At 66.5% G+C, this 22,008-nt stretch carries 21 protein-coding genes; 1 reads left to right on the top strand and 20 read right to left on the bottom strand.

The features are described from left to right. Positions 1–195 precede the first annotated feature (195 nt). Positions 196–1,632, top strand: coding sequence for a helix-turn-helix domain-containing protein (locus KY389_RS02885; RefSeq protein WP_219829292.1), 1,437 nt, complete (start codon positions 196–198; stop codon positions 1,630–1,632). Here KY389_RS02885 and KY389_RS02880 read toward each other — a convergent pair whose 3' ends face one another. The 20 genes from KY389_RS02880 to ehuR all read right to left on the bottom strand — a co-directional run bounded on the left by KY389_RS02880 (position 1,633) and on the right by ehuR (position 22,005). Next, positions 1,633–2,265, bottom strand: coding sequence for a phosphoribosylanthranilate isomerase (locus tag KY389_RS02880; protein WP_219829291.1), 633 nt, complete (start codon positions 2,263–2,265; stop codon positions 1,633–1,635). It lies immediately after the preceding gene. Beyond that, positions 2,265–2,669, bottom strand: coding sequence for a LapA family protein (locus KY389_RS02875; protein ID WP_219829290.1), 405 nt, complete (start codon positions 2,667–2,669; stop codon positions 2,265–2,267). The genes KY389_RS02880 and KY389_RS02875 overlap by 1 nt, the downstream gene beginning before the upstream one ends. A 61-nt stretch (positions 2,670–2,730) precedes the next feature. Continuing rightward, positions 2,731–3,015 (bottom strand): integration host factor subunit beta, encoded by a 285-nt coding sequence (ihfB, locus tag KY389_RS02870; RefSeq protein ID WP_219829289.1) that lies wholly within the window; start codon positions 3,013–3,015, stop codon positions 2,731–2,733. Positions 3,016–3,211: 196 nt separating this feature from the next. Next, entirely contained in the window at positions 3,212–4,888 is a 1,677-nt protein-coding gene (gene rpsA, locus KY389_RS02865; protein WP_219829288.1) for a 30S ribosomal protein S1, read from the bottom strand. A gap of 195 nt (positions 4,889–5,083) precedes the next feature. Beyond that, positions 5,084–5,284 carry a formate dehydrogenase subunit delta gene (locus KY389_RS02860; RefSeq protein ID WP_219829287.1) on the bottom strand — a complete coding sequence of 67 codons (201 nt, stop codon included), beginning with the start codon at positions 5,282–5,284 and terminating at the stop codon, positions 5,084–5,086. Then, positions 5,274–6,029, bottom strand: a complete 756-nt coding sequence (gene fdhD, locus KY389_RS02855; RefSeq protein WP_246587916.1) for a formate dehydrogenase accessory sulfurtransferase FdhD — start codon at positions 6,027–6,029, stop codon at positions 5,274–5,276. The genes KY389_RS02860 and fdhD overlap by 11 nt, the downstream gene beginning before the upstream one ends. Positions 6,030–6,150: 121 nt before the next feature. Further along, positions 6,151–9,099, bottom strand: coding sequence for a formate dehydrogenase subunit alpha (gene fdhF, locus KY389_RS02850; RefSeq protein ID WP_219829285.1), 2,949 nt, complete (start codon positions 9,097–9,099; stop codon positions 6,151–6,153). Then, positions 9,096–10,613, bottom strand: coding sequence for a formate dehydrogenase beta subunit (locus KY389_RS02845; protein WP_219829284.1), 1,518 nt, complete (start codon positions 10,611–10,613; stop codon positions 9,096–9,098). Before KY389_RS02845 ends, fdhF begins: the two co-directional genes overlap by 4 nt. After that, on the bottom strand, positions 10,610–11,077 hold the full coding sequence (locus KY389_RS02840; RefSeq protein ID WP_219829283.1) for a formate dehydrogenase subunit gamma: 468 nt from the start codon (positions 11,075–11,077) through the stop codon (positions 10,610–10,612). Before KY389_RS02840 ends, KY389_RS02845 begins: the two co-directional genes overlap by 4 nt. A gap of 84 nt (positions 11,078–11,161) precedes the next feature. Further along, positions 11,162–12,043, bottom strand: coding sequence for a LysR family transcriptional regulator (locus tag KY389_RS02835; protein ID WP_219829282.1), 882 nt, complete (start codon positions 12,041–12,043; stop codon positions 11,162–11,164). A 152-nt stretch (positions 12,044–12,195) separates the two neighbouring features. Beyond that, positions 12,196–13,182 carry a N(2)-acetyl-L-2,4-diaminobutanoate deacetylase DoeB gene (gene doeB / locus KY389_RS02830; RefSeq protein ID WP_219829281.1) on the bottom strand — a complete coding sequence of 329 codons (987 nt, stop codon included), beginning with the start codon at positions 13,180–13,182 and terminating at the stop codon, positions 12,196–12,198. Beyond that, a complete protein-coding gene (gene doeA / locus KY389_RS02825; protein WP_219829280.1) occupies positions 13,179–14,375 on the bottom strand; it encodes an ectoine hydrolase DoeA in 1,197 nt (398 codons plus the stop codon). Before doeA ends, doeB begins: the two co-directional genes overlap by 4 nt. Next, on the bottom strand, positions 14,368–15,330 hold the full coding sequence (locus tag KY389_RS02820; RefSeq protein WP_219829279.1) for a cyclodeaminase: 963 nt from the start codon (positions 15,328–15,330) through the stop codon (positions 14,368–14,370). Before KY389_RS02820 ends, doeA begins: the two co-directional genes overlap by 8 nt. Then, a complete protein-coding gene (eutB, locus tag KY389_RS02815; protein WP_219829278.1) occupies positions 15,327–16,274 on the bottom strand; it encodes a hydroxyectoine utilization dehydratase EutB in 948 nt (315 codons plus the stop codon). Before eutB ends, KY389_RS02820 begins: the two co-directional genes overlap by 4 nt. Continuing rightward, on the bottom strand, positions 16,268–16,972 hold the full coding sequence (locus KY389_RS02810; RefSeq protein WP_219829277.1) for a maleate cis-trans isomerase family protein: 705 nt from the start codon (positions 16,970–16,972) through the stop codon (positions 16,268–16,270). Before KY389_RS02810 ends, eutB begins: the two co-directional genes overlap by 7 nt. 12 nt (positions 16,973–16,984) lie before the next feature. Continuing rightward, entirely contained in the window at positions 16,985–17,425 is a 441-nt protein-coding gene (locus KY389_RS02805; RefSeq protein WP_219829276.1) for a universal stress protein, read from the bottom strand. Between the two features lie 4 nt (positions 17,426–17,429). Next, entirely contained in the window at positions 17,430–18,713 is a 1,284-nt protein-coding gene (locus KY389_RS02800; protein ID WP_219829275.1) for a TRAP transporter large permease, read from the bottom strand. 3 nt (positions 18,714–18,716) lie between these two features. Continuing rightward, a complete protein-coding gene (locus tag KY389_RS02795) occupies positions 18,717–19,379 on the bottom strand; it encodes a TRAP transporter small permease (protein WP_425517135.1) in 663 nt (220 codons plus the stop codon). A gap of 58 nt (positions 19,380–19,437) precedes the next feature. Beyond that, positions 19,438–20,445 carry a TRAP transporter substrate-binding protein gene (locus KY389_RS02790; RefSeq protein ID WP_219829274.1) on the bottom strand — a complete coding sequence of 336 codons (1,008 nt, stop codon included), beginning with the start codon at positions 20,443–20,445 and terminating at the stop codon, positions 19,438–19,440. Positions 20,446–20,643: 198 nt separating this feature from the next. Further along, positions 20,644–22,005, bottom strand: coding sequence for a MocR-like ectoine utilization transcription factor EhuR (gene ehuR / locus KY389_RS02785; protein WP_219829273.1), 1,362 nt, complete (start codon positions 22,003–22,005; stop codon positions 20,644–20,646). Positions 22,006–22,008 lie beyond the last annotated feature (3 nt).

The following is a 22,008-nucleotide window of genomic DNA, read 5'->3' as shown; positions in this document are numbered from 1 at the left end:
GGCCTTGGGCGGGCTATTGTCATCCTTTCCTCCTCTGGGCGCTTGCAGCAATCTGCGATTCCCTGATGTCAGGTTAGTAATGTAATGCCGCAGATGCATTATCCGTTTGAAATTAACGGGTGCGTTTGTCAGTTTTGTCATATAATGACAGGCGAAACTGTAGGTCTGTCACGTGACGGCCAGAAAGGGGCGGCGATGGCAAAGCGCAGCGCGAAGCTGATGATCGGGCGCAGGCTCAGGGTGTTGCGCAAGTCGCTTGGACTGACTCAGGCGCAGTTGGCCGAACAGCTTGACGTGTCGGCCAGCTACATCACCCTGATCGAGGCCGACCAGAGGCCCGCCTCGGCCAATCTCTTGCTGCGCCTGGCGCAGGTCTATGACATGAACATCTCGGAACTTGCGCCCGAGGTCGATGCCCAGTTGACCGCCGATTTCAAGGCCGCGCTGAAAGATCCGGCAATGGAACTGTCCGACCTGCCCCATTCCGAGATCGAGGCCGTGCTGCAAGCCTCGCCCCGGATCGCTGCCGGGATCGTCAGGATGCACGGCAAGCTGACCGAGCAACGGATGCGCGATCAGGTGGATGACAACCCCTTTACCGACCGTGCCAAGGTCGAGGCCATAGGCCAGGTCAGCCGCCCCGACGAACGCGTGCGCGACTGGCTTTACGAGACCGACAATTACCTCGATGCGGTGGACCGCGCCGCCGAACAGCTGGCTGTGGACATGGCCCTGCACCGCGAGGAACCGCATCTGGCCTTGACCGAGCGCATGTCCCGCCATGGCATCCGCGTCCGCATCCTGCCGGCCGAGGTGATGAGCGGGGCGCTGCGGCGTTACGACCCGCACCGCAAGGAACTGATGCTGTCGGAATTGCTGGGGCAGGCCAGTCGCCGCTTCCAGATCGGCGTGCTGATCGCAAGGCTGGAATACGAATCGCTGATCGAGGATCAGATCGACGCGGCCGGCTTCAAGGATGCCGATACGCGCAGTCTGGCCCGGGTGAGCCTGGCCAACTACTTTTCCGCCGCCTTGCAGATGCCCTATGCCCGCTTTCTGGCCGCCTGCGAGCAGGAACGCTATGACGTGGAACTGATCAGCCACCGTTTCGGCGCCAGCTATGAACAGACCGCGCATCGGATGGCTACGCTGCAGCGCCCCGATGCACGGGGCATCCCGTTCTTCTTCGTGCGGATCGACCGGGCGGGCAATGTCTCGAAACGCTTCAGCGCGGGGCGGTTTCCGTTCTCGCGCTTTGGCGGCACCTGCCCCTTGTGGAACATCCATGCCGCCTTCGAGGCGCCCGGGCAGGTCCAGACCCAGATCATCCGGATGCCCGAGGGCGCCAGCTATTTCTCGATCGCACGCACGGTGACGCGGGCAGGCGGCACGCACAGCACGCCCGCGCAGCGGCTGGCCATCGGGCTGGGCTGCGACGTGTCCTATGCCGCGCGGCTCGTCTATTCCGACCGGATCAACCTTGCAGGCACGCCGCCGACCGATATCGGCCTGAACTGCTATCTCTGCGAAAGGCAGAATTGTGCATCGCGGGCGCAGCCGCCGATCAATCGCCGCCTGGCCATCAACGAGCGCGAGCGCAGTCTGGCGCTGTTCCGTTTCGAGGGCGAATGACTAACGCGCCGCTGCCACGAAATCGGCAATGAGGCGCTTATCCTTGACCCCCGGCGCGGATTCCACCCCGGAACTGACATCGACCGCGGGGGCGCGGGTCAGGCGCACGGCCTCGGCCACATTGGCCGGCGTCAGCCCGCCGGCCAGCATCCAGGGTCGCAGCCAGCGCCGCCCCTGCAGCAATCGCCAGTCAAAGGCCAGCCCGTTCCCGCCCGGAAGCGCCGCATCCGGCGCAGGCTTGGCATCGACCAGCAGCATGTCCGCGACCAGCCCGTAATCGGTCAATTGCGGCAGATCATTGGCCGAGGCGATGCCCACGGCCTTCATCACCGGCAATCCGGTCAGCCTTCGCACCGCAGCAACGCGGTCGGGTGTCTCCTGGCCGTGAAGCTGGATGATATCCAACGGCACCTGGGCCAGCGTGGCGTCAATCAGCGCGTCTTCGGGGTCAACAAACAGCCCCACCCGCGCCACGCCCACTGGAACTTCCGCCGTCAAGGCGGCAGCCCGGGCGGGCGTCACGGCGCGCGGGGATCGGGGGAAAAAGACCAGACCCAGATAGCGCGCACCGGCCTCGACGGCTGCTGTCAGATGCGCGCGCTGCGTGAGGCCGCAGATCTTGACATCGGCCATCAGCGCGTCGCGGGCAGTTGCGTGGCCGGGGTGGCGGACGCCGACGCGGGCGCCGACGCGGGCGCGTCGAGGACCGCCAGAACATCATCCTCGGGCGCGGCGTGACGGCGGCGCAGATGGGACAGTTCGGATTCCAGCTGATCGACCCGAGCCTGACGCAGCCGTGCCTCGCGGCGGATATGCGCCTCGCGCAGCCATTCCCAGACCAGCCCGGCCAGCATCCCGAGCCCGAAGGCGCCCAGGATCACCAGAAACAACGGAACTTGCAGCGACCAGTCGCCGCCCAGATATTGTCCGAAATTCGCGGGAAACAGCGACAGCGTGACCGCGCCGCGATTGGCAAGAGCCACCGCGACCAGAACGAGCGCAAGAACCATCACAAACAGAAGTCGAAGATAACGCATCCAGTTCTCCAGCGGGCCGGCATCTGCCAAGGCGGGCACCAAGGCGGCGGCCATTATATTCTCAGGCCAGGCCGTTCAGGCGGTCACGCAGCAATTTGCCGGTCTTGAAGAAGGGGACGTGCTTTTCCTCGACCTCGACGGAATCGCCGGTGCGGGGGTTACGGCCCATACGAGCCTCGCGCTTCTTGACCGAAAAAGCACCAAAACCGCGCAATTCGACCCGGTCGCCGCGCGCCATCGCGTCTATGATCTCTTCAAAGACGGTGTTCACGATCCGCTCGACATCGCGGCGGAACAGATGCGGGTTTTCGTCGGCGATCTTCTGGATCAGCTCGGATCGGATCATGCTTGCCCCCTTGATGCGAACATTGCAGCCTTCGCCGCTGGCCGGGACCAACGCGCGACAGAAGTCACTTGTTTCATAGCGTTGCCAGCTTTGGCGAAAGGGTGCAAGCGGCTTGCCCGGCGGGGGCAGAGCTTTCGGCAAGAAAAGGCCCGCCCTGCCATCTGGCGGGGCGGGCCGGATCGTCCTGGCGAACCGATCAGTTGCGGTTCAGCGCGGCGCCCAGGATGTCGCCCAGCGAGGCGCCCGAATCCGAACTGCCATACTGGTCGATCGCTTCCTTTTCCTCGGCGATTTCGCGAGCCTTGATCGACAGGCCAAGACGGCGGGTCTTGGTGTCGATATTGGTCACGCGGGCATCGACCTTGTCGCCGACCTGGAAGCGCTCGGGGCGCTGGTCCTGACGGTCGCGGGCCAGGTCCGAACGGCGGATGAAGGACTTGACGCCGTTATATTCGACCTCGATGCCCCCGTCCTCGATGGCCGTGACCTCGACGGTCACCACCGAGCCACGCTTCACGCCGTCAACAGCCTCGGCCATATGCTCGTTTTCCAACGCCTTGATCGACAGGCTGATGCGCTCTTTCTCGACATCCACGTCCTGCACGACCGCCTTGACGACATCGCCCTTGCGGAAGTCCTGGATCGCGTCCTCGCCGCGGGTATCCCACGAAATATCCGACAGATGGACCATGCCGTCGATATCGCCTTCGAGGCCGACGAACAGACCGAATTCGGTGATGTTCTTGACTTCGCCTTCGATGACGGTGCCGGTCGGGTGCGTCTCGGCAAAGACTTCCCACGGGTTGCGCATGGTCTGCTTGAGACCCAGCGACACGCGGCGCTTCGCTTCGTCGATCTCCAGGACCATGACATCAACCTCTTGCGAAGTCGAGACGATCTTGCCCGGATGGACGTTCTTCTTGGTCCAGCTCATTTCCGAGACATGGACCAGACCCTCGACACCGGCCTCCAGTTCGACGAAGGCGCCGTAATCGGTGATGTTGGTCACGCGGCCGCGATGAACCGAACCGATCGGGAACTTGTCGCCGACCGTGTCCCAGGGATCGGCCTGAAGCTGCTTCATCCCGAGGCTGATGCGGTGGCTGTCCTTGTTGATCTTGATGACCTGAACCTTGACGGTCTCGCCGATCGACAGGATCTCGGACGGGTGATTGACGCGGCGCCAGGCCATGTCGGTGACGTGCAGCAGACCGTCAACACCGCCCAGATCGACGAAGGCGCCGTATTCGGTGATGTTCTTGACGACGCCGTTGATCGCCTGGCCTTCGGAGAGGTTGGCGATGACTTCGGCGCGCTGCTCGGCGCGGCTCTCTTCCAGGATGGCGCGGCGCGACACGACGATGTTGCCGCGGCGGCGATCCATCTTCAGGATCTGGAAGGGCTGTTTCAGACCCATCAGCGGGCCCGCATCGCGCACGGGGCGCACGTCAACCTGCGAACCGGGCAGGAAGGCCACGGCACCGCCCAGATCGACGGTAAAGCCGCCCTTGACGCGACCGAAGATGGCGCCTTCGACGCGCTCTTCTCTTTCGTAGGCTTTTTCCAGACGGTCCCAGGCTTCCTCGCGGCGGGCCTTCTCGCGCGAGATGCTGGCCTCGCCACGGGCATTCTCGACGCGGTCCAGATAGACCTCGACTTCGTCGCCGACCTTGATGCCGGGCTCTTCGCCAGGATTTGCGAATTCCTTCAGATCGACGCGGCCTTCCATCTTGTAGCCGACGTCGATGATGGCCTGACCCGCCTCGATGGCGATGACGCGGCCCTTGACAACGCTGCCCTCGTCGGGCGTGTCGATTTCAAGGCTTTCATTCAGGAGGGCCTCGAATTCCTCCATCGTCGCTTTAGCGCACATGCGTATGCAGTATCCTTTATCACGGTTTTCCGGCCTGACGGTTGGCTCCGCCGGTCTTTATGACGCCATCATGGCAACGACAAAGGGCCGGCGCTGAACGCCCGACCCGGTGAAAAGCGGCCTGTCATGGCCTTGTCGCCTTGTGACTGCCTGCGCCTATAGTCACGTTTTGCGTGAGTTTCAACGCGAAAAGCGTCAGATCAGCGCGACCGCAGCCCTGACCGAGGGTTTCAGCCCCTCGCCCCCCGCCGCGACATGGGCGACCAAGCGGGCGCGCATCTCGGGCTCCCAATAGTCGCGCAGATGGGCGGCGATCTTCTCGGCCGCATCTCCGGGCTGGGTATCGAAGAAGGCGGCGATCTGGTTGGCCATGCGCACCAGCTTGTCAGGCGACATCGAAACCTCCGGCGATCCTGTCGGGACGCGTGAACAGGTCAAAGCCCTCGCCGCGCGCAAAGGCGGCCAGGGTGATGCCCGCGCCCTCGGCCAGCCTGCGTGCATGGGCGGTGGGCGCCGAAACCGCGATCAGCACCGCGCAGCCGGCCATCGCGCATTTCTGCACCATCTCGACCGAGACGCGGCTGGTCAGAACAAAGGCGCCCTGTCCTGCCGCCACTCCCTGCCGCGCCATCGCGCCGATCAACTTGTCCAGCGCGTTGTGGCGCCCGACATCCTCGCGCGCCAGGACCATACCCCGACCGGGCAGAAGAAAGCCCGCCGCATGGACCGCGCGCGTCATGTCGTGAAGCGGCTGCCAGCGGCGCAGATCCTTGGTCGCGCGGACGACCTGGGATGGGGCCAATACGGGGCCTGACGCGCCCAGATCGGGCAGCGCGCGACCGGCCTCGGCCAGGCTGTCGATCCCGCAGAGCCCGCAGCCCACCGGTCCCGCCATGAAGCGCCGCCGCGCGGCCAGGGCCTGGGCGCGATCTTCGGTCAGCCACATCTGCACCTCGATCCCCTGCGGGTGTTCGACGATTTCCAGGTGCTCGATCTGGCCCGGATGCGTCACAAACCGCTCGCTCAGCGAGAAGCCCACCGCGAAATCGTGCAGGTCGGCGGGGCTGGCCATCATCACGGCCTGGGTCGAGCCGCCATAGACCATCGCCACCGCGGTTTCTTCCGCCAGATCGCGCGTCATGGCGCGAAAGGCGCCCTGTGCGTGATGCAGGCCATCCACGCGCCGCAGCGCCACGGCCTGCGCCGGAAGCGACAGCAGGGATCGGTCGGTCCGGGGCCGGCTGCGGGTCATCACGGCTGCTTCACTCGGCGGCGGGCAGGATGCGGCGCGCCCGCAGGGTCTGGGCGACATGGCGCTGCTGCCAGTCGGAAGGGCCGTTCGAGGGGCTGACCTGCACCGCCGTCACCTTGTATTCGGGGCAATTCGTCGCCCAGTCCGAATAATCGGTCGTAACCACATTCGCTTGCGTTGCCGGATGGTGGAAGGTCGTATAGACCACGCCCGGCGACACCCGGTCCGTCAGCGTCACCCGCAGCGTCGTCTCGCCCGAGCGGCTGGCAAGGCGGACCCAGGCGCCTTCGGTCACACCGCGCGTCTCGGCGTCGTGGGGGTGCATTTCCAGCACATCCTCGGAGTGCCAGACCGTGTTCGCGGTCCGTCTTGTCTGGGCGCCGACATTGTATTGCGACAGGATGCGCCCCGTCGTCAGCAAAAGCGGAAAACGCGGGCCGGTGCGTTCGTCGGTGGGAATGTATTCGGTGATCATGAAATGACCCCGCCCGCCCTGGAAGCCCTGGACATGCATCAGGGGCGTGCCTTCGGGCGCGGCCTCGTTGCAGGGCCATTGCACCGAGCCGAGTGCTTCCAGACGCTCGTAGCTGACGCCCGCAAAGCTGGGAGTCGTCGCCGCGATCTCGTCCATGATCTGGCCGGGATGAGTATAATGCCACAGCGGCCGCCCCGACTGCGCCAGGATCGCATTGGCCAGCATCTGGGTGATCTGCCAATCCTCGTAGCCATTGCGCGGGGCCATCACACGGCGGACGCGGTTGATGCGGCGCTCGGCATTGGTGAATGTGCCATCCTTTTCCAGAAACGACGATCCGGGCAGGAAAACATGAGCGTAATTGGCCGTTTCGTTCAGGAAGAGGTCATGGACTATGACGCAATCCATCGCCGCCAAGGCCGCCGCGACATGCGCCGTATCGGGGTCCGATTGCAGGATGTCCTCGCCTTGGCAATAGAGCCCGCGGAAACGCCCCTCGATGGCGGCATCCAGCATGTTGGGGATGCGAAGGCCCGGCTCCGGGTCGATCTCGACGCCCCAGGCGGCCTCGAAGATCGCGCGCACCTCGGGCAGCTTCACATGACGGTATCCGGGCAGTTCATGCGGGAAAGACCCCATGTCGCAGGCGCCCTGCACGTTGTTCTGGCCGCGCAGCGGGTTCACGCCCACGCCGGGCCGCCCGATATTGCCGGTCAGCATGGCAAGGTTGGCAATCGCCATCACGGTGGTCGAGCCCTGGCTGTGCTCGGTCACGCCCAGCCCGTAATAGATCGCGCCGTTCCCCCCCGTCGCGAACAGCCGCGCCGCGGCGCGCAGATCCGCGGCGGGCACACCGGTCAGCGCCTCGGTGGCCTCGGGGGCGTGGCGGGGATCACGGATGAATTCGGCGTAATGCAGGAACTCGTCCCAATCGCAACGCTCGCGGATGAAGGTTTCATCCATCAGCCCCTCGGTCACGATCACATGGGCCATGGCGCTGATGACGGCAACGTTGGTGCCGGGGCGCAGACGCAAATGATGGGCGGCCTCGACATGGGCGCTGCGAACGATGTCAATGCGGCGCGGGTCCACGACGATCAGCCTGGCGCCCTGGCGGAGCCGCTTCTTGAGGCGGCTGGCAAAGACCGGGTGCCCATCGGTTGGGTTCGCCCCGATGACCAGGACCACGTCGCTCTGCTCGACGCTGTCGAAATCCTGCGTCCCCGCCGAGGTGCCGAAGGTCTTGCCCAGCCCGTAGCCCGTGGGCGAATGGCAGACCCGCGCACAGGTATCGGTATTGTTGTTGCCGAAAACCGCGCGGGCCAGCTTCTGGACCAGGTAGGTCTCTTCGTTCGTGCAGCGGCTGGAGGTGATGACCCCCACGGACCGCCGCCCATGCCGATCCTGGATCGCGCGCAGACGGGTGGCGGCAAAACCCAGCGCCGTGTCCCATTCGACCTCGCGCCAGGGGTCGCAGGTCCGCTCACGGATCATCGGCTTCAGGATGCGGTCCTTGTGGGCAGCATAGCCATAAGCGAAACGCCCCTTGACGCAGCTATGACCCCGGTTCGCCTTGCCATGCTTCCAGGGCACCATGCGCACCAGCCGATCGCCGTTCAGCTCGGCCTTGAAGCTGCACCCCACCCCGCAATAGGCGCAGGTCGTGATGACCGACCGCGTGGGCGTTCCCAGTTCGGCCACCGACTTTTCCTGCAGCGTCGCGGTCGGGCAGGCCTGGACGCAGGCGCCGCAACTGACGCAATCGCTGACCAGGAAATTCTCGCCCGCCACCGCCACGCGGCTGTCGAAGCCCCGCCCCTCGATGGTCAGGGCGAATGTGCCCTGCACCTCGTCGCAGGCACGCACGCAGCGCGAACAGAGAATGCATTTGCTGGGATCATAGGTGAAATAGGGGTTGCTGTCGTCCTTGGGGATGTAGCGCGGATTGCCCGGCCCGCCGCGCAAGGCGGCCTCGGATTGCGCCCGCGCGCCGATGCCCTTGGGGTCGAAATGGTTCGCGCCAGGCGTATAGCGCACATCGCGCAGACCCACCTGTCCCGCCGCATCCTGCAATTCGCAATCGCCATTGGCCGCGCAGGTCAGACAATCCAGCGGGTGGTCGCTGATGTAAAGCTCCATCACGCCGCGGCGCAGGCGACGGAGTTTTTCGGACTGGGTGCGCACGACCATTCCTTCGGCCACGGGCGTGGTGCATGAGGCAGGCGTGCCGCGCCGCCCCTCGATCTCGACCAGGCAGAGGCGGCACGAGCCGAAGGCTTCCAGATTGTCGCTGGCGCAGAGCTTCGGCACGCTGATCCCGGCCAGAAACGCAGCGCGCATGACCGAGGTGCCCTCGGGGACCGTCACCGCGATCCCGTCCACATTCAGCGTCACCGGCGCGCCGTGGCAAGCCGGGGTGCCAAGATCGCGGTCATCGGCGATGTCCTCGCCGGGGCGATGGGTGGGGATGATGAAATCCTTCATTCCGCTGCCTCTTTCCGGGTCGCGAAGTCGTCGGGAAAATGCGTCAGGGCCGACAGGACGGGATAGGGTGTAAAGCCGCCAAGCGCGCAAAGCGAGCCCTCGCGCATCGTCTCGCAGAGGTCGGTCAACAACGGGATGGCGCTGGCATCGCCGGCCGCGATCCGGTCGATTGTCTCGACGCCGCGCACCGCGCCGATCCGGCAGGGGGTGCATTTGCCGCAGCTTTCCACCGCACAGAACTCCATCGCAAAGCGCGTCATCTGAAGCATGTCGGCGCTGTCGTCAAAGACAACCAGCCCGGCATGGCCGATCAGCCCGCCCGCCGCGTCGAAATCCTCGTAGCCAAGCGGCGTGTCGAACGTCGCAGGCGGCATGTAGGCGCCCAGGGGGCCGCCGACCTGCACCGCCTTGACCGGGCGCCCGGTCGCGGTGCCACCCGCGATGTCGTTCACGACCTCGCCCAAAGACATGCCAAAGGCCGTCTCGAAGAGCCCGCCGCGCGCGACGTTCCCGGCGATCTGCAAAGTCACCGTGCCCCGCGACCGACCAAGGCCGAAATCGGCATAGGCTTGCGCGCCGCGCTCGAAGATCACCGGCACCGTGGCCAGCGTGATGACGTTGTTGACCACCGTGGGCCTGCCCAGAAACCCCCGAAGCGCAGGCAGGGGCGGCTTGGCGCGCACCGTGCCGCGCTTGCCCTCCAGGCTGTTCAGAAGGCTGGTCTCCTCGCCGCAGACATAGGCGCCCGCGCCCTTGCGGATCTCCATGTCGAAGGCCCGGCCCGATCCCAGCACATCAGGCCCCAGCAGGCCGCGCGTCCGGGCGATGCGGACGGCCTCGGACATGACGCGGATCGCGTCGGGATATTCGCTGCGCAGATAGACATAGCCGCGCGTGGCGCCGACCCCAAGGCCCGCAATGACCATGCCCTCGATCAGGGCGAAGGGATCGCCCTCCATGATCATCCGGTCGGCAAAGGTGCCGCTGTCGCCCTCGTCGGCGTTGCAGATGATGTATTTTCGATCTGCCTGTGCGCCCGCGACGGTCTGCCACTTGATCCCGGTCGGAAAGCCCGCACCGCCGCGTCCGCGCAAGCCGCTGGCGATGACCTCGGCGACGATGCCTGCGCTGTCCATCGCGATGGCGCGGCGCAGACCTGCAAGACCGCCATGCGCCGCATAATCGTCGAGATCGAGCGGGTCGATCAGCCCGCAGCGGGCGAATGTCAGCCTCGTCTGGCGGGAAAAGAAGGGGATCGCCTCGACCGGGCCGTGACAGGGCAGGCTGCCATCCAGCAGCGGCCCCGCGTCGCCCGGCGAGACGGGGCCATAGGGCAGGCGCTGGCCGTCGCGCTCGATCTCGACCAGAGGCTCCAGCCAGACCATGCCGCGCGATCCGTTGCGGATGATCCGCACATCCAGCCCGCGCGCCGCCGCCTCGCGCGACAGGGCCTGGGCCACCGCATCGGCGCCAAGCGCCCTGGCGGCGCTGTCCCGGGGGACGAAGATCCTCATGGCCGCACCTCGCGGGCCAGCCGCTCGGCCGTGACGCGGCCGATCACACGGTCGTCGATCATCGCGGCGGGCGCACAGGCGCAGAGGCCCAGGCAATAGACGGGTTCGACCGTCACCGCGCCGTCAGAGGTGGTCCCGTGCCAATCGACGCCCAGCCGGGCCAGCATCTCGGACGCGACCCCTGCCCCGCCCATCGCCTGGCAGGCCTCGGCCCGGCAGATCTTCAGCACCCGCCGCCCGGCAGGGCGGTCGCGGAAGTCATGATAGAAGCTGATGACGCCATGCACCTCGGCCCGGCCAAGGTTGAGCAACTCGGCCAGAACAGGCACCGCAGCCTGGGGGACATGGCCCCAGACTTCCTGCACCCGGTGCAGCATGGGCAGCAGAGGGCCCTCGAGATCCGCAAGAGGGGCCACGACCTCGCGGATCTCCTCTGCGGTGGGGGCTGGCGCGTGTTCAAGCATGGCTGGCCTTTCGACATCTCGCACCGTCATCTGACGCCATGGGCGATGTCAAATCAATATCGCACCTCAGTCGAGTGATAGGATTCATCTATCGTTCAGCCGCCGCGCCTCGGCCAGAAGCGCCCGAAGCACCGGGGTATGCGGCTCGCGCCAGGGGGCGATCAGGCCCACCGCATGACCCCCGCCCCCGGTCAGCGGCACCTGCGCCAGATCCTTGCCCTGGGCCAGGAAGTCGGCGATGCCCTGCGGAAGGATCGTGATCCAGCCGCCCTCAAGCACATGGGCGACGAGGATGACGGTCGAATTGGATTCGACCCGCGCCTCGGCCGCGACGCCTGCCTGCGACAACATCCGGTCGAGGATGCGCCGGTTCTGCATGTCGCGCGACAGCAGGCACAGCCGCTGTCCTCTCAGCGCGGACCACGCCAGCGAGGCCCGGCCTGCCAGCGGATGATCGCTGCGCGCAAGGACCACGTAGCGTTCCTGGTAAAGCGGCACGCTGCTGACGCGGCCCAAAGGTTCGTTGTCGAGATAGGTGATGCAGGCATCGACATCCAGATCGTCCAGCGTCTTGAGGATTTCGGTCGAACTGCGCGACAGGATGGTGAAGCCGACATTCGGGTGCAGCGCGCCGAACCGCGCAGAGAGGCGGGCGGCCCAGGTCAGCGCCGTCGGGATGACCGCCAGTCGCAGCCGACCCGAAAGGCCATGGCGGGTGGCGCGCATCTCGTCGCGCAATTGCCGGGCATCGCTCACGATCCGGCGCGCCCAGACCAGAGCGGCCTGCCCCTCGGGCGTCAGGCCACCATAGCGCGAGCCGCGGAAGATCAGCAGGACGCCAAGCGTTTCCTCGAGCTGCCTGATCCCCGCCGAGAGCGTCGGCTGCGTGATGCCCAGCGAGGCAGCGGCGCGGCCGAAATGCCCCTCTCTGGCGGTGGCGAGGAACATTTCCAGCTTGTCGATCATGGCTCCCCCCTTACCCCTGCATGAAGCGCGGAAGGGGCCACCGGGTCAAGCCGACGCGCGCGGATGGCAGCAGGGGGCTGTCTGCCCCCCTGCACCCCCCGCCCCCCCCGAGGATATTCGAACCGAGGCAATGGCAGGTGCTGGGCGCGGCCTCAGGCCGGGACGGCCAGGACCGCGAGGCAGTCGCCCATCTGCACAAGGCCCGGGAAGTGGCGCGCCGCGACCAGGCCGGGGCGCTGCGCGGTCACTGTTTCGGGGATGCCTCCGGTGCGGTCGGCCGGCCAGATGCGGGCCAGCGGCTGGCCTTCGGTCACGGTTTCGCCCAGATCCGCGAGCGGCTGGATGAGGCCGTCGCGCGGAGCGAAGTGGAAGCAGGCATCATCGGGCATGTCCAGCATCTGCGAGGTTTCGGGATGTTGGATCTCGCCCGCCAGGATGCCTGCATGGCGCAACACATTCAGCGCGCCGCGATAGGCGATGCGGCAAGAGGCCGCAGTCGCCGTGCCGCCGCCGCCCAGTTCGGTGGTAACGAAGGTCTTGCCCTTGCTCTCGACCGCGGTGTCGAACATGCCGACCGCGTCGATTTCGCGCATCATCATCGAGAAAGGCGCGCCAAAGGCCCGCATCGCCGCCACGCAGGCGGCCTGCTGGTCGGGATCGTCCAGATAATGCGCCGCCGCATAGGGCAGGAAATCGAGCGTCTTGCCGCCGGAATGGTAATCCAGCACGATGTCGGCCATCGGCAGCAGGACGCTGTCGAAATAATGCGCGATCTTCTGCGTCACCGTGCCATCGGGGCGGCCCGGAAAGCAGCGATTCATGTTCACCTGGTCGATCGGGCTGACCCGCGTGCCCGCGCGGAAGGCCGGATAGTTCAGGAAGGGCGCGATGATCACGCGCCCCGAGATTTCACGGGGTTGCAGCTCGGACGCAAGCTGCTGCAGGGCGACGGGGCCTTCATATTCGTCGCCGTGATTGCCGCCGGTCAGAAGCGCGGTCGGGCCATCACCCTGGGCGATGACCGTAATCGGGATCATCACGCTGCCCCAGGCGCTGTCATTGCGCGAATGAGGCAGCCGCAGGAAGCCGTGATGCTTGCCGGGGCGGTCCAGGGGGATGGTGGGGGTGATCGGGCTCATTGCTTCACCAGCATCCGGCGGGGGATGTTGCAGAACAGTTCCGGCTCGGCCTCGGTGATGACGATGGATTCGGTCGTCTCGTAGCCCCAGCCTTCCATCCACAGCCCGGTCATGAAGTGGAAGGTCATGCCCGGTTTCAGTTCCGTCCGGTCGCCCCGGCGCAGCGACATGGTGCGTTCGCCCCAATCGGGTGGATAGGACAGGCCGATCGGATAGCCGGTGCGGTTGTCCTTGACGATGCCGTAGCGGTCCAGCACCGTGAAGAAGGCGTTGGCGATGTCCTCGCAGGTATTGCCTGCCCGGGCAGCGGAAAGCCCTGCCTCCATCCCCTCGAGCACGGCCTTTTCGGCATCGAGCATCTCTTGCGGAGGAGTGCCCAGAAAGATCGTGCGCGACAGGGGCACGTGGTAGCGCTGATAGCAGCCCGCGATCTCGAAGAAGGTGCCTTCGTTGGGCCTCATCGGCTGGTCGTCCCAGGTCAGATGCGGCGCGGCCGCGTCCGGCCCCGAGGGCAGCAGCGGCACGATGGCCGGATAATCGCCGCCGTGCTGGGACCATTCATCATAGCGAAGGCCCGCGTCATAGATCTCCGCCACCAGATCGCATTTGCGCATTCCGACCTCGACCCGGTCGGCGATGCGGCGGTGCATCCGCTCGACGATGCGGGCGGCCTTGCGCATGTATTCCAGTTCCTTGGGCGTCTTGACCGCACGCTGCCAGTTCACCAGGCCCGTCGCATCCAGGATCTGCGCCTCGGGCAGGCCATGGACCAGCCGCTCATGCGCCTTGGCGGAATACCAGTAATTGTCCATCTCGACGCCGATGAAGCCGCGATGCCAGCCCCGGTCAGCCAACTGCGCCCAGAGGTAATCCATCGGATGCCGCTCGACCGATTGGACGTAATGGTCGGGATAGCCGATGATGTGGTCGTCGCTCATCCAGACGGTGCGCAGCGCGCCCTGCGCGTCCTGGCCGCGCCCGAACCAGATCGGCGCGCCGGTGGGGCCCACGATCACGCATTGATGGACATAGAAGGACCAGCCGTCATAGCCGGTCAGCCAGGCCATGTTCGAGGGGTCCGAAACGATCAGCAGGTCCAGCCCCAGCTTCTCCATGCTGGCGCGGGTCTTGCGCAGCCGCTCTTCGTATTCCTCGGTCGAGAAGCGGTAGGGGGTCCGTTGCAGTTCAGGCATTCGGGTCGTCTTTCGAAAACGCGTCAAGCGCGTGGGTGGCAATGGCGGTGTCCTGCACGCCGGTGCCCGTCAGATCGCAGATGGTGATCTGATCGGGATGGGTTCGGCCGGGACGCTGCCCGGCGATGATCTGGCCCAGTTCGGGATGGTCGCGGTCGCGCAGCCCGGGCGCGTGTTGCAACTCGCCCATCAGGCGGGTCTGCGACAGTCGGTCTGCAACATAGAGATCAGCGCGGGCGAGGCAGGCGGGGTCCAGTTCGCCCTTGCCGGGCTGGTCGCTGCCCATGGCGGTGACATGCTGGCCGGGGCGCAGCCAGTCGGCCATCAGGATGGGCTGCGTCGCGGGCGTGGTCGTGACGATGATGTCGGCGAAGGCGGCGGCCTCGGCCGGGTCGGCGGTGGCGCAGACCGTCAGACCGGGGCGGCTCAGGCGCGTGGCCAGCGCCTGCGCGCGAGAGGGGTCGCGCGCCCAGATCATGGCCTGGGAGATCGGACGCACAAGGCTCAGCGCCTCAAGCTGCAAGCGCGCCTGAAGCCCTGCGCCGAAGATGGCGGCGCGGGTTGCGTCAGGGCGCGCCAGCCAGCGCGCGGCCACGCCCCCGGCGGCGGCGGTGCGCAGGTCCGTCAGGAAGCCGTTGTCCAGAAGGACCGCACGCACCCGGCCCGTTTCGCTGTCCAGCACCACCATCAGCCCCGAGGTCGAGGGCAGGCCACGCGCCGGATTATCAAAGAAACCAGGTGAAATCTTGACCGCAAACCCTTGAAAACCTGATATGAAGGCAGTCTTGATATCCACCTCTCCATTCACCTCGGGCAGATGCATGGACAGGATCGGCGGCATGATCACGCCGCCCCGCGCCAGCCGGGCAAGGGCGGATTCGATCAGGTCGATCAGGGGGGCGTCCAACCTCAGGCGGGCGCGCAGGTCGGGTTCAGTGAGGATCAGGGGATTCATGTGGCCCTCAGGATGTCGGCATGGGTGGCGGGGTCGATATTCGCGCCCGACAAGATCAGGACCAGCGGGCCGGGGCCGCGCAGGCGGCCGGCCAGAACCGCGCCCGCGCCCACGGCCGCAGCGCCTTCGACCACATGCCCCTCAAACGCAAGATGGCGGATGCCGGCGGCGATCTCGTCCTCGGTCAGCAGGATCAGGTCGTCCATCAGGTCGCGCACCATCGGGAAGGTCAGGCGGTTCCTCAGCCCGATCCCGCCCCCCAGACTGTCGGCCAGCGTCGGCAACTCGCGCACCTCGACCGGCTGACCCGCCGCAAGGCTGGCGGCCATCGCGGCGCCGCGCTCCATGCTGATGCCGATGATCCGGATATCGGGCCGCAAAGCCTTGGCGGCCGCCGCGACCCCGGCCAGCAGGCCGCCGCCGGACAGGGGAACGGCGATCGCCGCCGCCTCGGGGATCTGCTCGATGATTTCCAGGCCAAGCGTGCCCTGCCCCGCGATCACGTCGGGATGATCGAAGGGCGGGATCAGGGCGAAACCTTCCTCGGCCTCAAGGCGCTGCGCTTCCAGAAAAGCCTCGTCCTGGCTGGCGCCGATGATGCGCGCCTCGGCCCCCAGATCCTGGATGGCGCGGACCTTGTTGTCAGGCACCAGCGAGGACATGCAGATCACCGCCTGTATCCCCCGCACCCGCGCCGCATGGGCCAGCGCGCGCCCGTGATTGCCGGTCGAGGCCGTGGTGACGCCCGCCACATCGCCCAGCCGCGCGACCGCGTTCGTGACACCCCGCAGCTTGAAGGCGCCGGTTGTCTGGCGATGTTCCAGCTTGAGCCAGACCGGCACGCCCGCCGCACGGGTCAGCCCCTCGGACAGGGCGACGGGGGTGCGGATCACCTGCCCCTCGATCCGCCTTGCCGCGTCGCGGATCGCGTCCAGCCCTACCATGTGCGCGTTCCGAACAGGGCGCCCGGGCCGGTTGCGGGGATGCGCGCCTCGTCCAGCATGGCCCAGAACAGCGCCTGATTGGCGGTCAGGACGGGCTTGCCCAGCCGTGCCTCCAGTTTGTCGATCAGGTCAAGGGCGGGCAAGGCGGTGCAGGACAGGAACAGCGCCTGAGCGTCCGGGTGGTCGCTGGCCTCGGCCATCTCGACGATCTCGGCCGCGCCCAGCATCGCCATGTCGCGGTCATCGGCATGACCCATCGAGGAACGGCGCAGCACCTCGATGCCCGATGCCTCGAAATGATCGCCCACCAGATCGGTCGTCGCGGCCAGATAGGGCGTCATCAGCGCGACGCGGGCGACGCCAAGCGCGCGAAAGCCGCGCAGCGCCGCGCCGGCGGGCGTGGTCACGGGCGCGCGGTTCCCGGTCAGGGCGTCGATCGAGTCGCCCAGAACCGCCGAGGCCGAGGTGCAGCCGAACCCGATCCCCTTCAGCGTCACGCCTGGCACCAGCAGATCGACCGCTGCCCGCAGGCGCGGGCCGGTGGCCAGCAAATTCTCGCGCGTGGTCGGGTTCTCGAAGGCGATGCGCGTCACATGCAGGCGCGTGCCTTGCGGCATCAGGCGCGCGGCATCGCCCTCGATGGTCAGGTCGGTGGCCAGGGCCACCAGCCCGAAACGGTGCAGATCATCGTCCCACATCGGAATTTCCTTTCAGACGACCATGACGGGACAGGGCGCCAGCCCCGTTACCTTGTGACTGACCGAGCCCAGCAGATAGCCCTCGGTCGCGCCAAGCCCGCGCGAGCCCAGCACGATCAGGTCGCAATCCTTCTCTCGCGCGACGGCGACGATGGTGCGGGCAGGCTGGCCCGCGCGGATGAAGGCGCTGACCTCGGCCACGCCCGCATCGCGGACAAGGCTCTTGGCGTAATCGGCCGCATCGCGGGCATGGCTGCGCATCGCATCGTCCAGATGCCCCGGCTCGGCGGCGCCGCGCACCATCGACAGCGACGCTTCCAGCATCGAATGATGGCGATAGACGGTCAGCACCACGACCCGCGCGCCGCAGAGCTTCGCCAGTTCCGCCGCCTTGACCAGCGCGCGTTCCGCCCCGGTCGAGCCGTCATAGGGGATGAGGATACGCGAGAACATCGGCCTACCTGAAGGCAAGGTCGCGCAGGAACAGCGCGATCTGGGGGAAGAAGATCAGCAGGACCGACACGGTCAGCAGGATCAGGATGAAGGGGGGCGTGCCCTTGACCACCTCGGCATAGGGGCGCTTGAAGACGGCGATGGCGGTGAAGATGTCGCAACCGAAGGGCGGCGTGGCGCTGCCGATGGCGACCTGCAGCGTGATGATCGTGCCGACCAGCACCGGGTCAAGCCCCGTCGCCTGCACCACCGGCGCGAAGATCGGCACCAGGATCAGGATGACCACGATCGGATCGACGAACATGCAGGCGATGAAGAAGGCGATCGAGATGGTGAACAGCACCCCGTAGGGCCCCATCCCGTCGATGCCGATGCCGCCCAGCACCGCCTGCGGGATCTGCGCGAAGCTGATGATGTAGCTGAAGGCCGCCCCCGCGCCGACCAGGATGAAGACGACGGCCGTGATCAGCCCGGTCGATTTCGCCGTCGCGTAAAGCTCTTTCGGCGTCATTTCCCGAAAGACGATCATTTCCAGGAACAGCGCATAGAGGACGCAGGCCGCCGCCGCCTCGGTGGGGGAAAAGACGCCGCCATAGATGCCGCCGATGATGATGACGGGAAAGCCCAGGGGCCACAGCGCGCGGCGCAGGGCGCGGCCGCGTTCGCGCCACGTCGCGGGCGGCTCGGTCGGGACATTGTGGCGGACGGCATAGATATAGGCGTAGATCGAGAACAGCAGCAGGATCAGCAGCCCCGGCCCCAGCCCCGCAATGAACAGTTCCGAAATCGAGGTGCCCGAGACGACGCCGTAGATGATCATCCCGATCGAGGGCGGGATCAGGAATGCGATGTCGGAGGCGTTGATGATCAGCGCCAGCGTGAACTTGTCGCTGTAGCCCGCCTTCAGCAGGCGCGGGCGCAAGGGGCCGCCCACCGCCACCACCGTCGCTTGGGTCGAGCCCGAGACCGCGCCGAACATCGTGCAGGCCCCTGCGGTCGAGATCGCAAGCCCGCCCTTGAGATGACCCAGAAAGGCCATGACCAGATCGATCAGCCGACCCGCCGACTGGCCGCGCGTCATGATGTCGGCGGCCAGGATGAACATCGGCACCGCGATCAGGCTGGCGGGCTGGATGCCCGCGATGATCTGCTGGACCAGCGTCGGCATCTGACCAAGCCCGCCGAAGATTCCGACAAAGCCCACGATCGCGCCGATGATCAGGGGCACCATCATCGGAAAGCCGATCAGCAACAGGACGACCATGGTTCCCAGAATGGCGATGGTCATGGCCTAGACCTCTTCCTCGCGGTTGTCGTCGTAACCCTCCAGCGTGCTGGTGGACAGCCAGATGGCGGGGTCGATGAGGTTCCGGATCGCCGTCAGCGCGTATTGCAGCCCGGTCAGGAAGAAGCCCAGAGGCACCCAGACCAGGATCCACCAGTTCGGGATGCGCAGGGCGGGCATGACCCGGCCCCGCGCCGCCTGCGTGGCGACATACTGATAGGCATACCAGGCAAGCCCCAAGAGCAGCGCCGCCGTGATGGCCGAGATCAGCACCATCGCCAGCTTGCGCGCCCGGAATGGCAGCATGTCGAAGAAGGCCGACATGCGGATGTGCCGCCCGTGCCGCGCGGCATAAGAGATGCCCGCGAAGGTGATCAGGATGATCAGCGCCTGATTGAGTTCCTCGGACCAGTAGAGCGACTGGCCGAACAGATAGCGCCCGACGACATTGGCGCAGGTATTGGCCGCCATCGCCAGGACGCCAAGCGCCAGCAGCACCGATTCCAGCCGCGCGATGCCCTGATCCAGCCAACCCAGAGGGCCGGGCAAGCCGGACCGATAGGCGCGGTCGTCGATATCCTCGGCCCCGACCGAAGGCATTTCGGCCCCCGCCTCGGCGACGGGGCGGTCGGTCGCGGGCGGGCCGGGAGGCGGCGTGGTGTTCGACATGCAGACGATTCCGGGGTTCTGGTTCCGACCGGCCCATGCGGGGCCGGCCGGGAATGCGTCACTGGGCGGCTGCCTCAAGATCGGCCTTCATCTGGTCCAGCACCTCTTGCGCGCGCGGTCCGCCGATCTCGAGAAAGGTCGCCTCGACCTGTTCGGCCGTGGCCCGGAAGGGGGCGCGCTGTTCCTCGGTCAGGGTTGTAATGGTCATCGAGGGCTTGGCCTGCATGATCCGTTCCAGCGATGCCTCGGTCAGGCCCTGCTGGTATTCGATGATATGATCGAAGGCCGCTGCGGTCGCATTGCGGATCAGGGTCTGATCCTCTTCGGACAGCCCGTCGAAGAAGTCCTTGTTGGCCATCAGCGCGGTGGTGAAGTTGTTGTGGCCAAGCCGGGTGATATGGTCGGTCACTTCATACATCCGCGTGGATTCGATGAAGAAGGCCGGGTTTTCCTGACCGTCGATAATGCCGGTCTGAAGCCCGCCATAGACCTCGCCCCAAGGCAGCGGCGTGGGCGTCGCGCCAAAGGCCTGATAGCTCGAGACCAGCAGCGGGTTCGTCATCACGCGGACCTTCACGTCGTTCAGGTCGGCGGGGCTGGTCACGGGGCGGTCGGTGGTCAGCATCACCTCGCCCTCGGGATACATGGTCAGAAGCTCAAGCCCCTGCTCGGCATAAAGCTCGGGAAAGATGCGGTTGATCGTTTCGGATTCGCGGAAGAAGCGGACCAGCTGATCTTCGTCCTCGGGCAGCAGGTAGGGGACGAAGAAGACCTGCGCCTCGGGGATCAACGCGCCGGTGAAGCCGGGCGACTGATTGACGAATTGCAGGATGCCCGCCTGCGTCTGTTCCAGGATATTGTCGGATTCGCCAAGCGTGCCAAAGGGGAACAGCTGGACCTCATAATCCGAATTCGCCTCGATTTCTTCCTTGAACTTCTGCGCAAAGACGCCCTGCACCTCGTCGAGCGCCTCTTCGAAGGCATAGCGCCACGTGTCGGCCATGGCCGTTCCGGCACCGATGATCAACGCCGCGGCACTGGCGGCGGTCAGGGTCTTGATGGTCATGTCTTCTCCTGTTGGTGGGGGCTTTCGCCAAGTCGTGGCCAGCCCTCGGGTTGCAGGATTCGGGGCTGCAATCGCCCGCTCCGGCTTGGGCAAAGAGTTCTGCGCAAGCTGAATTCAAGTCAATTCATATATTAAATCATGACAATTTTCGAGGACCGAGTCAAACTGCCGTCGGGATTGTCATGACAGACCTGCCGTTCAGCGGGGCAGGATTGCCGACAGGATGCGCAACGCCTGTTCCAGTTCGCGCATGCTGGCGGCCCCGATGGACAGCCGCAGGGCGGGGGGCGCAGGCAGGGTGGCAAAGCCCGCCCCGGGGGCCAGCGCGATCTGGTGGGACAGGGCGTGGGCCAGCGTCTCGGCCTCGTCGGCATCGGCGGGCAGGGTCAGCCAGCGATGCAGGCCATGGGGAAAACCCTGCGTCTGCGCACCCAGGATCCGCTGCACCATGCGGTTGCGCTGGGTCAGTTCGGCGCGCTGCGCCTCGATCAGCGCATCGGCAGTGCCGCCGGTAATCCAGTCCTGCGCAATCTCGGCCATCAGCGGCGTCGCCATCCAGGACATCGACAGATGCCGATTCAGCGCGGCCTCGGCCATGGCTTCCGGCATGGCCAGAAAACCCAGTCTCAGACCGGGCGACAGGCATTTCGACAGGCCGGTGAAGTAGAAGCTGCGGTCCGGGGCATGGCTGGCCAGGGCCGCCGGGCGGCGTGGCGGAATCGGCCCGGTCGGGTCGCTTTCCAGGATCGCCAACCCCGCCCGCGTCGCTGCGCGGGCCAGCGCCTCGCGCCGGTCCCGATCCATGATCCGCGCCAGCGGCCCGCCCCCCGAGGGCAGCAGGAACACCGCCTTCATGCGTCCGCCCGAGGCCCGCGCGGCGGCCTCCAGCGCGTCGGGGTCCATGCCCGCCCCGTCATCGGGTATGCCGCGCAGGCGCAGATGCAGATGCTTGGCGGCGGGTTTCAGCGTGTGGCAGGTCACAGCCTCGGTCGCGATGATGTCGCCGGGCTGGGCCACGGTCATCAGCGCGACGAACATCGCGGGCGTGGTGCCGTTGGTGATCAGGATGCGCTGCGCGGGCACGACCATGCCGCAGCGCGCCAGCCATGACGCCGCCATACCGCCGTAAAGCGACATGGTCTGGCGAGGGCGAAAGGACAGCATCGCCGGATCGGGCAGGCGCCCGGCCACGCGCACCAGGCTTTCGGCCCAGGCCGTGCGGATCTGCGGCAGCGCGACCGGCGTCATCATCGACAGGTCGATCGGCGGCCGGTCGGTGGGGGCGCGGAACCACGGCACCTCGATCGTCTCGCGCGGGCCGGATTTCACGAAACTGCCCCGCCCCACCTCGCCCGAGATCAGGTCGGCGCGGATCAGTTCTTCATAGGCGCGGCTGACGGTCTGGACCGAAAGGCCAAGCTGCCAGGCCAGGTCGCGATGCGGTGGCAGGCGCTGGCCGGGACGCAGGCTGCCCGAATCGATGGCCGCCGCAATCCCCTGGGCCAGACTGCGATAGGCGGGGCGGGTGATGTCTTCCTTGCGAAGCGGCCAATGCGACATGCG

It is taken from the genome of Paracoccus bogoriensis, assembly GCF_019431455.1.
GTDB lineage: Bacteria > Pseudomonadota > Alphaproteobacteria > Rhodobacterales > Rhodobacteraceae > Paracoccus > Paracoccus bogoriensis.
The sequence above is the reverse complement of the archived record's forward strand: the minus strand, read 5'-3'. Positions and strand labels throughout refer to the sequence as shown.